Raw genomic sequence first — 12,265 nt, 5'->3', positions numbered from 1 at the left:
GGATAGCTTGACGCAGCCAACCGCGCCCGGCTTGAAGGTTTTCTCCGCCCGGACGCAGCCTTGGCATACAGATCACACCGTATATTAACTTAATAAATTCAGTGTGATAGCTGGAATTTATGAGCAGTTGGGCGCCGACAAAATACCAAGCCAAAAACTGGCTTTCGGTGAGAAAATCTATGAAACAAAGCCGATTATTGTCGATATGGTGTGATCCGGACATGGGCTGGGTGCCGCCGCCGAGCGAAAAGCGTAGGCGCTGGTGCCAGTTCAGCAACGCCGCGATTCCGGTGTGCCTGACCTGAAAGTGCCGTTCGCTAGGCCATGGCAACAAATGACCTGCTTCCTCGCAACCTTTTGCGGTTGGCCCAGCTGGACTGGACCGTAACAGACGACGGCATCCTGTACCGCCGTCAGAGAACCTTCAAAGTCGCTAACCCCTATCGCGGTGGGACAGGTCCTTTGCTCCTGTTGATCGATGCAACCGGCCCCAAAGCCGAGGATGAAGGGAAGTAGAACGCCCGCAAGCATGGCAGGAGCAAAAATCGCCGATGGCGAAAGCGTCACCTCGGTCAGGATCAGGAAACACCGGAGGTTCGATCTATCGAGGTTGGCACCAGCAATGTTGGTGATGCGCTTGTACCGACCTGCTGGACCAGAAGCCGTCAGTCCAGGGGATTGCCACGATTGCAGCTACACGGGGCCTAAGCCACGCGCAGATATCACGATGGTATCGCCGCCGGAGCAGCGCAAAGACACAGATGCACTGCGTCAAACTTCTTGGCCAAGGCCTCTTGGTCCGAGACTTCGACTGACAGGTCGCGGAAATCCAAATTCGCATCGACGGGCTCAACCGCTACACTGCACTCGGCATTCGCGTCACAGATGCCACAGGATAGGTCCGTCCCGGAAAATGAGAACGCCACCTTTGGCTGAATTTGAGCAACAAAGCCTTTGATCTTCCCCAGCAGCAGCGTTTTTCCCAGACGTCTGACACCCATTCGTGGCTTTTGGGTTTTAGCCCTTGCCACGTTTGGATTGAGCGGCCGCGGCGGCGCGGCGGGCCTTGTTCTTTTTGCTATTGGGTTTGCCGACTGGTGGCTTTGGGCCTTTGCCCCGAACCGGCTGCGAGTCTGGTTTTGACGCCTTAGATGGCTTGCCAGCGCTCGCGCCCCGTTTGCTTGGAAACGCGTCACCGCCCTGCCCCTTGGCCGATTTCGAGGGCTTTGGCTTCGACGTCGCCGGTTTGCCGGGGCGCGCTGGCTTGGCGGCAGGTTTGGCATCTGACTTGGGGGCCGGTTTATCGAACCGTGCCTTTGACGGCTTTGGTTTTCCCGCAGGCTTGTCATGTGCCTTAGGCTTGCGGTTGCTCTCTTGCGCGTCCCGTTTCGTGCCATCGCGCGCGGCAGCAGGCGCTTTGCCTCGGTATTGGCCACTGGTTTGGCCCCGGTGCGGTTTTGAACCACGCGCCGATTTCGCTCCCCGTGGCTTGTTGCGCTCTGCCGGTGCCTCTGCAGGACTCAGCGCCCCCAGATCACCCAATTCCATCTCAGCGCCCAGCGCCTTTTCCAAGCCTGCGACTGCGCTTTCGCGGATTTCGATCAGGGTAAAGTCGTCCCGCATGCGAATGGCCCCGACATCATCACGGCCCAGCCCACCCAGTTTGGACAAAAGCGACAGCAAACGCCTTGGTTCTGCACCAGCCGCGCGGCCACCGGGCAAAGAATACCACCGGCTAGGGCCAAAGGCCGGGCGCGGAGCCTCCGGCGCATCGACATCGGAAAGCTCTTCTGGTGCCGCATGTTTCGCCCGGAAAAGTCGGAGATACCCAGCCGCAAGCTGTTCGGGCGAAAAGCGCGCAGTGAGTTCGGCAAGGTCTTCTTGATCAGCGTCGCTGGTTTGTTCGTTCCAATCCTCAGCGCTCAGCATCCGCGCGCGGTCCTGTGCGCGCACGTCCTCTGCGCTGGGAGCATTGGCCCATGTCGCACGCACCTTGGCCCACCCAAGCAGGCGATCCGCTTTGCGCCGCGACGCCGGAGGTACGATCAAGGCGCTGGTGCCTTTGCGGCCAGCCCGCCCCGTTCGACCGGACCGGTGCAAGAGCGTTTCCTGATTGCTCGGCAATTCGGCGTGGATCACAAGATCTAGGTTGGGCAAATCGATGCCGCGCGCAGCGACATCCGTTGCGACGCACACCCGGGCGCGACCGTCCCGCATGGATTGAAGCGCGTGGCCCCGCTCGCTTTGCGACAGTTCACCGGACAAGGCCACCACAGGGAACCCCCGATTGGAAAGCCGCGTCGTCAGCCGGTTCACCATGGCCCGGGTGTTGCAGAACACGATGGCATTGGGGGCTTCGTGATATCGCAATACGTTGATAATCGCATTTTCACCATCGCGGGCCGCCACGCGCAGGGCCTGATAATCAATGTCGGCGTGCTGGCGCGCGCCGCTTGTGGTTGCAATGCGCAACGCGTCGCGCTGAAAATTCTCGGCCAATCGCCCAATGATCGGAGGCACCGTCGCCGAGAAGAGAAGCGTCTGGCGATCTTCTGGCGCAGCTTCGAGAATGAACTCCAGATCCTCGCGAAAGCCGAGGTCGAGCATCTCATCCGCCTCGTCGAGAACCACGGCTTTGAGCGCGCTGAGATCGATGGTTTCGCGCATGATGTGGTCCCGGAGGCGTCCTGGCGTCGCGACCACGACATGTGCGCCACGGGCAAGCGCCCGGCGTTCATCGCGCATATCCATGCCGCCGACCGTCGAAGCCATGGCAACACCGGCTTTTTCATACAGCCATCCCAGCTCGCGCTTTACCTGCAACGCCAACTCGCGCGTCGGCGCGATGATCAAGGCAAGCGGCGCTGCCGCTTCAGGAAAGTGATCGGACTGTTGCAGCAGCGTCGGTGCTATCGCCAACCCAAAGCCTAGCGTCTTGCCGGACCCGGTTTGCGCCGACACCAACATGTCTCGACCCAGAGTCTCTGGGGCCGTCACAGCCTCTTGCACAGGCGTCAACGCAGTATATCCGCGCGCGGAAAGCGCTTCTGCCAGGGTCGATTTCATGGGGTATCCTTCGGGTCGGCGCAGCCAGCTTGACGCGCCATGTCAACAAGTCTGCCCGCCTACAGTGCGCGCTGTCGTATGTACAGCGCGCGTTCAGTCACACGTAGTTTTCTTTCTGGGATGAGTACATCTGCGCATAAAGACCGTTGAGAGCCATCAACTCTGCATGGGTCCCTTGTTCGACGATCCGCCCAGCATCCATCAAATATATCTTGTCGGCATGCGTGATCGAAGACAGGCGGTGCGCGATGATCACAACCGTCTTGTCCGAGGACAACGTGTTCAAGGATGATTGAATGCGTTCCTCGGTTTTCTGGTCCAGTGCCGAGGTCGCTTCGTCCAACAAAAGGATTGGCGCAGTGCGCAGGAAGGCGCGGGCAATCGCGATCCGCTGTTTCTGGCCGCCAGACAGCTGATTGCCCTTGGGTCCCAATTCGGCATCGCCACGCTGACGGATCAGATCGGCGATCGTCGCGGCCTCGGCCGCAGCCCAGACTTCATCATCCGTAGCTTCGGGGCGCACATATTTGATGTTTTCCCAGATCGTGTTGTTAAAAATCACGATGTCCTGCGCGACCATCGAAAACGCGCGCCGCAGCGTTTCGAGCTTGATATCACGGATGTCGGTGCCACCGATGGATACGCGCCCGCCCTGAACTTCATAAAGCCGTGCGAGCAGGCTGAGGACGGTGGTTTTGCCCGACCCTGTGCCTCCGACGATCGCTGTCGTCTTGCCGCCCTCAAGCGTCATATTCAGCCCATTGAACAACGGCTGACCCTCGGAATACCCAAAGCTCACATTCTCAAGAACGATGTCGCCGGAGTGGTCGATGTCGGCACGGGCATCGGGTTTGTCAGCAATCAGCGGCTGCTCGCGGAACACATCCCGCACCTGATCGAGAACCACCATCTGGCCCTGCAATTGGGCGACGAATTTGGCAAAGTGGCGGGCCGGATCAAAGATCAGGACCATGCCCAGAAGGAACGTAATGATCGATGCACCGTCAAATCCGGCTGTCCCCGACAGCGCAAGGTAACCGCCACCACCAATGACAAGCGTGTAGACGACCGCAGAGGTCATATCGAGTGACGGCAAAACCAGCGCATGGATCGAATTCAGGCGGATGGCCAGCTTGCGCAGCTTGCGCGCCGTGCCCCCGATGCGCTCGGCCTCCATCGGTTCCTGGTTCGAGATCTTGACCGTGCGCATCCCGCCAAGCATCTCTTCGATGCCGTTCATGAATTCCGCATTCGCGGCTTCGGTCTGGCGTTGCGCCTTTTTCACACGCGCTGAAATCGCGTTGACCAATAGGACAATCGCGGGGACGACAATGATGGCCGCCGCAAACAGTATCGCGCTTTTGTAGATCAGGTAGATAGCGACCACGACAATCGTCACGATATCACGCAGGGCATTCACCGTGCTCTGGCCGACCAGTGACGATAGGGTTCCGGTCTGTCGCACAAGCCGGTTCATCACCTGTCCCGACCGTGTGCGCTCGAAATACGCCAGATCGAGCGTCATCATGTGATTGATCATATCGATCCGCAGTTCCTTGACCGCGCCGGAGGCAAGGATCGCAGATAGGCGTGCGGTGAGATAGCTCACGATCGCACGGATCAGAAACAGCCCAAAAACGATGGCACAGACGCGAAACAGCGCTTGAACGTCACCGCTATCAAAGATGACCCGCAGCCCGTTCTCGGTCAGCGCCAGAAACTGTTGGTAAACAAGCGCCTGAATGCCGACGAAAACGAAAACGACAATCAGCCAAGGGCTGCGCTTCTTGAAATAGTTCGTCCAGAACCAGCCAAGATTGTCCTTGTCGCGCGGCGTGAACAGGGGGCCGTTCTTTGACGTCCGAAACAGTCCCATGCCAGATCAGGCCCCTTTGTCGTCAGCCAAGACTTGCAGGCGCGTGCCGGTTACTTGGCTCGACCGCCACGGCGTCATGTAAGCGGTTGATGGCAATGACACAACAGGCCCGACCGGAACGTCACAAATGAAAAGGGGCAGCGTGCCGCGCGGACACACTGCCCCAAGACGTGCGCACGATGGTCGTGGGCTAGGCCGCCCACTCCCACGGGCGCGTAAAGCTGCCCAGCACCTTGGTGACGTCGTCGTCCGTCGCGTTTCCGGTGTTGGCGAGTTGAGCAACCAAACCGCGCTTTTTGTCTTCGGTGACGCTGGCCACATGGGCCGACACGCCTGCATCCGCCAGCGCCTTGTCATAAATTCGCGTGATCGCGAGGCGACGGAGGTCTGGTTTGAACACCTTGCCCACTGCGGTCTTGGGCAATTCATCCAACACTTCGACGTATTTGGGTTGCGCGGCGCGTTCGTGAACGTGCTTTTCGCAGAACGCCATCAGCTCGTCCGTAGTGACTGAGGCCCCTTCGACCAATTCAACATAGGCGCAGGGAATTTCGCCGGCGTGGGCATCAGGCTGGCCAATCGCTCCGACAAAGGCAACGGCGTCGTGTCCGGCCAGCGCCTCTTCGATCTCGGCTGGGTCGATGTTGTGACCGCCCCGAATGATCAGGTCTTTGGCGCGTCCTGTGATCCACAGGTATCCATCCGCGTCCTTACGGCCCAGATCACCTGTCCGCAGGTATTCATCGAAATGGAACAGGTTCTTGTTCTTGTCCGCCTCGGTATAGGTATTGCCCGCAAAAACACCGGGGTTCGAGATGCAGATTTCACCGATCTCATCAACGCCCATCTCATGCGGTCCGTCTTTGGTATCCGAGAGGATTTTGACGTCACAATAGGGGAAAGGAATGCCAATTGACCCGATCTTCTTGTCACCATCAATCGGATTACAGCTGACCAGACAGGTCGCCTCGGTCAGACCATAACCTTCGATGATCTCAACACCCGTCGCCTTTTCAAAGCGTTTGTAAAGCTCGACAGGCAACGGTGCGGAACCCGAGAAAGCGGTGCGCAGCGAGGACACATCTGCATTAACGGGCCGCTGCATCAGCGCGGAAAGAGCCGTTGGTACGGTGATCATGAAGGTCACATTCCACCGTTCGATCAGCTTCCAGAAGTTGTCAAAAACCCCGTCGCCGCGATAGCCCTGCGGTGTCGGGAAAACGACATGGGCGCCGGACGCGATCATCGACATCAGGATCGGGTGACAGGCGAATACGTGGAAAAGCGGCAATGGACACAGGATCGTGTCGCCTTCCGAGAAGAGCAGCTCGTTGCCGACCCAACCGTTGTAGATCATGCCACCATAGGTGTGCTGCGCGACCTTGGGCATGCCGGTTGTACCACCGGTATGGAAATAGGCCCCGACACGGTCTTCACGCGGTTCTTGCCAATCGGGCTGCGTGTTCTGACGCGCCACAGACTGTGTGAAAGGATGCACCTTGGCTTTGTGGCTGACCGGATTCTTGGGCCGGATCAGGTTTGCGATCCAGCTTTTTGGCGGGCTCAGATACCGCAGCAGGTCCACTTCGACGACATGCTCAACATTCGGGGCCATCGCTACAGCAGCCGCCGCTTTTTGGGCGACATCCGTCTTCGGGAAGGTCTTGAGCGTCACAAGGACCTTGGCGTTCGTTTCACGCAGGATCGCCGCGATCTGCTCAGCGTCGAGCAACGGGTTCACAGGGTTGGCGATACCGGCAATCGCGCCCCCCACAAGCGTGACCGCGGCCTCGGTGCAAATCGGAAGCATATAGGCAACCGCATCATTCGGACCGACCCCCAACGAACGGAAGAAGTTGGCCGCCTGCACCGACTGATTGCGGAATTCCTGCCATGTCAAAGTCTCGGCCTTGTCCTTGGGGCCAGACGTAATCTGGAAACTGACACCGGGCCGGTTTCCATGCCGATCTGCCACGCTGTCGATGAACTCCAGCATGGTGACGGGAATGTCCCGCTCGGCCCAGGTTGCTTGACTTTGAATCGCGTCGCGATCCGCCACATTTCTGAATGGCGATGGCATTTGCTTCCTCCCCTGAAACTGACTTGCCGCCAGATTGGGAAGGACTGTGAGACGTCTTTTTCGCTAGTGCAAGATTAACGCGGCGTTTCGAGGTTATTCCGCTGCGATATCTTCGGTGAATTGCAACCGCGCGAGGCGCGCATAGAGGCCGCCCTGTTCGACCAGTTGCGCATGTGTGCCTTGGGCCACCACACGCCCTCCGTCCATGACGATGATGCGGTCCGCGGACTTAACCGTCGCCAGCCTGTGCGCGACGACGATGGTCGTGCGATCCTGCGCCAACGTCTCGAATGCCTGTTGTACGGCATATTCGCTTTCGGCATCGAGGGCGCTTGTTGCTTCGTCCAGCAGCAGGACAGGTGCATCGCGCAAGATGGCGCGCGCAATGGCAATGCGCTGTTTCTGCCCACCAGACAGCATCACCCCACGCTCGCCGACATAGGTGTCATAGCCCTCTGGCAGGTCCATGATGAAATCATGAGCCGCCGCCGCCTTCGCCGCGGCTTCGACATCTGCCTGTGTGGCGTCAGGGCGTCCAAAGCGAATGTTATCAAATGCAGAGGCCGCAAAGATCACCGGATCCTGCGGGACCAACGCAATCAAGCGCCGGAATTCCTGACGGCTCAGTTCGGTCAAGGCCGAATCCCCAAAACGCACCGCGCCAGAGACCGGATCGTAAAACCTAAGCAGCAACTGGATCACGGTGGATTTCCCGGCTCCTGACGGCCCGACAAGGGCCACCGTCTCGCCGGGTGACACCGTGAAAGACACCTCATCCAGCGCGGGGGTGTCCGGACGGCTTGGAAAGGTAAAGCTGACATTGTCGAACTTGATCGGCCCGGCAACAGCCTTGGCCGGGGTCACGGGATCCTCAATAAGGTCGTTGGCAGACATCAATTCGATCAAGCGCTCTGTCGCGCCAGCCGCCCGTTGCAGTTCGGTCCAGAGTTCAGACAAGGCCGCCACAGAAGAGGCCACGATACCCGCATAGATCAGGAACTGCACAAGCTCGCCCGCCGTCATCAGGCCGTTGCGCACGTCCGTCGCGCCAATCCACAGCACGCCAAGAATACCGTTAAAGACCACGAAGATAATGATCGCCGTGATCATCGCACGCACCGTGATGCGGCGCCGGGCAGACAGGAACGATGCCTCTGTCACTTCTGAGAATTGGTTGCGGCTCAGCGCTTCGTGGGTGAAGGCCTGAACGGTCTGCAACGAAAGAAGGCTCTCGGATGCCTTGCCGGACGACGCAGCAATCAAATCCTGGTTTTCTTTCGAGAGGCTCCGCAGACGGCGGCCCAAGATAAAGATCGGCAGCATCACCACCGGTACCAGCAACAGCACCATGCCTGTCAGCTTTGGCGATGTGATCAGCATCAGAACCAATCCGCCGGACAGCAATAGGATATTCCGGAGGAACCAGCTCATGGATGAGCCGACAACCGTCAGCAAAAGGGTGGTGTCCGTCGTGATCCGGCTCAGAACCTCACCGGTCATCAGCCGCTCAAAATAGCTGGGGCTCATGCCGATCATGTTGTCGAACACGGCCTTCCGGATATCCGCGACCACGCGTTCGCCCAGTCGAGTCACGACCCAATAGCGCAGCGCCGTGCCCAGCGCGAAAACCAAAGCAAAGCCAAACGCCGCCAGGAAATAGCTGTTGAGCTGTGTGATGTCCTGGTTGAATCCGTCAATCACCCGCCGTGCAGCGATGGGCAGCAAGAGCGACACGGTCGCCGTTACCAACAAAGCAACGATGGCAAGCGCAACAGCGGGCTTGTAGGGGGCAAAAAAGGGGATCAGGGCACGCAGAACGCCAACCTTTTTCGACTTGGCCCGATCGCCTGGCTTTTCGATGATGTTCTGCCCAGCTTGGCCAGTATCAGCCATTACAGGCCCCCGTTTTGCAGTTTGTCAGGACTTAGCCGGAGTCAGCGCGTGCAACAAGGCTCTGGGACATGCCCATTGTCGCAGGGTGAAACAGGTTTGGAGAAGCTGGAGCGGGCAGCGGGAATCGAACCCGCACCAAGAGCTTGGAAGGCTCGTGTGATACCATTTCACCATGCCCGCTCGGTACCGGATGGGATATGGGGCAGGACGATTATCGTCAAGCCTCAAACGCCGCCAGTGACCCGGCAAGAAGCCATGACACAGTTTCGCCTCATTTCAGCGGTATGGTTAAGAATAATTTTCCTCCCCAACTGGCCGACCGCCCGCATTTGCAGGCGGTCGTTTTTTGTGATGGCACGTACTATGCGTTGTGTTTGGGCCTGCGTGCTTCAAGGTAGAGAACCCGCGCGGCCAAAGCCAATAGGCCAATGCTAGCTGTCGCAAAAACAAAGATCATCCAAGGTAGGATGCGTGTTCCGTGGCGACGTGCGTATGGCAACAGCAGTGTCCACGACATGGCCACCGCCAAGAGCAAGTCAAACCACACCTGATTACCCCACAAGTTCTGCGAATGGTTGGTGTAGACGGCGATCAAACCCTCTTGCCAGAGCGTTGCAATGGAAAAGGCGCCGAACAGGGCCGACAGCCCCGCCGGGATAATCCATGCCGCTAGAGGCGGCTGCCATTGACCATCCGGTCCTGCGGTCACCCAAACACCATATGCCAGAACAGCAAAGAGCGCGATCATGGGCGCTATTTCGACAAAGGTAAATGACGTCATCTTGGGCACTTTCTCTAGCGTTGCGATTCTGTAGCGAGTGCTACACTTTACCCCGATTGTAGCAGTCGCTACAAGAAGGTCATGGCAAAACGCATGACGAAAGAGCTTTTGTTGGCTGCGATGGCGCCACATGTTCTGGCAAATGGGCTGGCAACGGCATCATTGCGGCCACTTGCCAAGGCGGCGGGAACAAGCGACCGCATGCTGATCTATCACTTCGGGTCAAAGGAAGAGCTTGTCGCGGCGTTGCTTGACTATCTCGCTCAGGGCTTTTCCGACGGTCTGGACGCGTCGCGGCCAACTGAACCGGCAAGAAGTAGAGCCGAATGCCTCGCCCAGATTGTGCCGCTAATCCGGCGTCCGGAACTCGCCGGACATCTGCGCATCTGGTTCGAGGCAGTGTCCCATGCCAAGGCGGGCGAGCCAAACTATGCCAAGGCTGTCCATGAGATTCAGGGCTATTTCCTAAATTGGGTGCGTTTGCGCTTGCCCGTTGACGATCCCGACCCTGAAGCGGCAACAGCGCTGATCCTCACAATCTTGGATGGGATCGAGATGCTAGATGCAACGGGGCATTCGGCGACCGCGGATCAGGCCGTTGCCCTCTTTGCTCAAATCTCGGACGGATCGAGCGGTTCGATCAGTTGAGCGCCCGCCGCGCGGTTTGAATTTACCGCAGGATCGACACGAAAATAGTCGAGCACATCATCGGCAGCAGGCCGCATGAGGGTTGCAGCCCCCTTGCCCTCTTCACCCAGCCATTTGCCCCAATCGTCCGGTTCCAACACCACCGGCATCCGGTGATGTATCTTTGACATCGGATCATTGGCTGCACAGGTCACAATGGCGGTTGTGGTGAATTCGTCGCCGCTGTCGTCCCTGGCGCGCCAGTCCTGCCATACCCCGGCAAACACCATCGGCGCACCGTCCGCGCGATAGATATACCAAGGCAGACGCTGCCCCTCTGGCGTTTTGGTCCATTCATAAAACCCCGTGCAGGTTATCAGGCAGCGCCGCTCGCGGCACGCGGCCTTGAAAGCAGGCTTTTCGGCAATCGTCTCGGACCGGGCATTGATCAACAGCGGACCGCCATTGGGCGTCTTGTACCAATGCGGCAGGAACCCCCAGCGCATCGGACGCAAACGCCGCGTCCCCTCATCGCTTGTTACGACACTGATTTGGTTGGTCGGGCAAACGTTGTAATTGGGCACATCCGGAAGGTCATTGGCCGCAAGCGCATCAAAGAGCGCCGCCATGGCATCATCCGGAAGAGTGACCGCAAACCGCCCACACATGGCTAGGCCCGGAATATCCGCGAATAGGTCAGCACGCCCATCTTGGTCAGCGGATCATGCAGCTTGTCCCACACGCGTTGGAACGCAATCGGGTCCAACTTGGCGCTTGTCGCGATTTCGGACAAGGAACGTCGCCCATCGACGCGACCGATGATTGCGGCTGCCGATTGCGGAACCTTGAGATTAAAGCCGACGCCCTGCGCGTTGAACTTTAGCGTTGCGCCCTTGCTGATTGCCTTGGCCATGTCCTTGGCGTTGCCGCTTATGTGAGGCACCTCAGACAGGGTCAGCGGCCCAGCAGGTGCTCTCTCCTGCCCTTTGAGCGTGGCGTAACCCACATGTTTGCGGATCACACCGCGCAGCTTTTCCGCCACGGCCATGGCCATCACTTGGTCCATGTCTTCCGGAACCGGCGTGATCATCGAAAGGTCATACAGACCCGGTGTGATCATCGACGGGTGCGCGAACCCGGCTTCCTCAAGCGCATGTACCCACGCGTCGATAGTGAACGGCATATCCTGTTGATGCAGCAGCAGATCGTAAAGACCCGCATCGCTTTGCATGTGATCTCCGACCAAACCATTGCGGCGGAACGGGTGATGTTCTGGCAGCGTCGGCAAAACAGCCTTGGCCAGCTTGAGGCGTTCTTCCGGGCTGGCATCCGGTGCAAGGGACGAAAACGCCTCTTGCAGAGGATAGACGCCGCTCCGTCCATAGGGGGCGTAAACCATAAAGCCCAATCCGCCACGCGGTGCGAGCGCCGCTGCCAAGGCCGACAGTCCTACGCCCGGATCAGGCAAGTGATGCAGCACTCCGCAGCAGTCTATGTAGTCGAACGGTCCGTGCTCTGCGGCCTGTGTCAGATCACCGGTAACAAAGCGCACGCCCGACAGCCCCCGCGCCGCAATCCGGGCCTCTGCAATTTCGCGTGCCGAGGTCGACAGGTCGAGATACGTGATCTCGTATGGACGTTTCGCCGAGGTCAGAATTTGCGCCATCTGAACCAGCGCGTCCCCGGTCCCACCGCCCGCGACCAGCGCACGAAACGGCTGTGACCAATCGCGTGATCCCGAAAACAGGTGGTGGTCAATCTCGACCGGGTGAGACGGCGATCCAATGACCAGCCGCTTTGCCTCGTCCTTTGGGTCCCGCGCCGGATAGGGATAGGCATTATATTGAGAGGTGACAGTGTCGGTCATGCCGCGTCCTTTGATGGTTGGCGCAGGTGTGAAGCCGTCCGCGCTCCGGGTCAACCCGCAGGGTCGCCATGAAAA

Annotated in this window: 9 protein-coding genes, 1 tRNA gene and 1 pseudogene; 2 read left to right on the top strand and 9 right to left on the bottom strand. The window is 58.9% G+C overall.

Going from position 1 to position 12,265, the window contains the following annotated elements; genetic code table 11:
• Positions 1–277 (bottom strand): hypothetical protein (locus tag FE702_RS18905; RefSeq protein ID WP_255449714.1); only part of this gene is annotated, 277 nt, incomplete at its 3' end.
• Here FE702_RS18905 and FE702_RS16675 point away from each other — a divergent pair.
• A pseudogene (locus tag FE702_RS16675) lies at positions 180–899 on the top strand (transposase). The gene FE702_RS18905 and the pseudogene FE702_RS16675 sit on opposite strands and share 98 nt — an antisense overlap.
• Before the next feature lie 118 nt (positions 900–1,017).
• Here the strand turns inward: FE702_RS16675 and FE702_RS16670 are convergent.
• The 6 genes from FE702_RS16670 to FE702_RS16645 all read right to left on the bottom strand — a co-directional run bounded on the left by FE702_RS16670 (position 1,018) and on the right by FE702_RS16645 (position 9,696).
• Positions 1,018–3,066, bottom strand: coding sequence for a DEAD/DEAH box helicase (locus FE702_RS16670; protein WP_147127442.1), 2,049 nt, complete (start codon positions 3,064–3,066; stop codon positions 1,018–1,020).
• Between the two features lie 97 nt (positions 3,067–3,163).
• The gene (locus tag FE702_RS16665) at positions 3,164–4,942 is read right to left on the bottom strand and encodes an ABC transporter ATP-binding protein (protein WP_147127441.1); all 1,779 of its coding nucleotides are present in this window, start codon (positions 4,940–4,942) and stop codon (positions 3,164–3,166) included.
• Positions 4,943–5,132: 190 nt separating this feature from the next.
• A complete protein-coding gene (locus FE702_RS16660) occupies positions 5,133–7,022 on the bottom strand; it encodes an acyl-CoA synthetase (RefSeq protein ID WP_147127440.1) in 1,890 nt (629 codons plus the stop codon).
• A gap of 93 nt (positions 7,023–7,115) precedes the next feature.
• The gene (locus FE702_RS16655) at positions 7,116–8,915 is read right to left on the bottom strand and encodes an ABC transporter transmembrane domain-containing protein (protein ID WP_147127439.1); all 1,800 of its coding nucleotides are present in this window, start codon (positions 8,913–8,915) and stop codon (positions 7,116–7,118) included.
• 106 nt (positions 8,916–9,021) lie between these two features.
• Positions 9,022–9,095 (bottom strand) — tRNA-Gly (locus FE702_RS16650).
• 181 nt (positions 9,096–9,276) lie between these two features.
• On the bottom strand, positions 9,277–9,696 hold the full coding sequence (locus FE702_RS16645; RefSeq protein WP_147127438.1) for a hypothetical protein: 420 nt from the start codon (positions 9,694–9,696) through the stop codon (positions 9,277–9,279).
• Positions 9,697–9,777: 81 nt separating this feature from the next.
• On the opposite strand from FE702_RS16645, the gene FE702_RS16640 reads away from it, so the two are divergent.
• Positions 9,778–10,344, top strand: coding sequence for a TetR/AcrR family transcriptional regulator (locus FE702_RS16640; protein ID WP_147127437.1), 567 nt, complete (start codon positions 9,778–9,780; stop codon positions 10,342–10,344).
• Here FE702_RS16640 and FE702_RS16635 read toward each other — a convergent pair.
• Together FE702_RS16635 and FE702_RS16630 are read right to left on the bottom strand one after the other, a co-directional pair.
• The gene (locus FE702_RS16635; RefSeq protein WP_147127436.1) at positions 10,308–10,991 is read right to left on the bottom strand and encodes an SOS response-associated peptidase; all 684 of its coding nucleotides are present in this window, start codon (positions 10,989–10,991) and stop codon (positions 10,308–10,310) included. The genes FE702_RS16640 and FE702_RS16635 overlap by 37 nt on opposite strands.
• A gap of 2 nt (positions 10,992–10,993) precedes the next feature.
• Positions 10,994–12,190 carry a class I SAM-dependent methyltransferase gene (locus FE702_RS16630; protein WP_147127435.1) on the bottom strand — a complete coding sequence of 399 codons (1,197 nt, stop codon included), beginning with the start codon at positions 12,188–12,190 and terminating at the stop codon, positions 10,994–10,996.
• Between the last annotated feature and the right edge of the window lie 75 nt (positions 12,191–12,265).

It is taken from the genome of Shimia ponticola (assembly GCF_007995215.1).
Taxonomy (GTDB): domain Bacteria; phylum Pseudomonadota; class Alphaproteobacteria; order Rhodobacterales; family Rhodobacteraceae; genus Shimia_B; species Shimia_B ponticola.
The sequence above is the reverse complement of the archived record's forward strand: the minus strand, read 5'-3'. Positions and strand labels throughout refer to the sequence as shown.

Excerpts from the sequence above, each read along its gene's own strand:
- FE702_RS16665 (WP_147127441.1), bottom strand. The coding sequence starts at position 4,942 with ATGGGACTGTTTCGGACGTCAAAGAACGGCCCCCTGTTCACGCCGCGC.
- FE702_RS16635 (WP_147127436.1), bottom strand. The coding sequence starts at position 10,991 with ATGTGTGGGCGGTTTGCGGTCACTCTTCCGGATGATGCCATGGCGGCG.
- FE702_RS16655 (WP_147127439.1), bottom strand. The coding sequence starts at position 8,915 with ATGGCTGATACTGGCCAAGCTGGGCAGAACATCATCGAAAAGCCAGGC.
- FE702_RS16645 (WP_147127438.1), bottom strand. The coding sequence starts at position 9,696 with ATGACGTCATTTACCTTTGTCGAAATAGCGCCCATGATCGCGCTCTTT.
- FE702_RS16630 (WP_147127435.1), bottom strand. The coding sequence starts at position 12,190 with ATGACCGACACTGTCACCTCTCAATATAATGCCTATCCCTATCCGGCG.
- FE702_RS16660 (WP_147127440.1), bottom strand. The coding sequence starts at position 7,022 with ATGCCATCGCCATTCAGAAATGTGGCGGATCGCGACGCGATTCAAAGT.
- FE702_RS16640 (WP_147127437.1), top strand. The coding sequence starts at position 9,778 with ATGGCAAAACGCATGACGAAAGAGCTTTTGTTGGCTGCGATGGCGCCA.
- FE702_RS16670 (WP_147127442.1), bottom strand. The coding sequence starts at position 3,066 with ATGAAATCGACCCTGGCAGAAGCGCTTTCCGCGCGCGGATATACTGCG.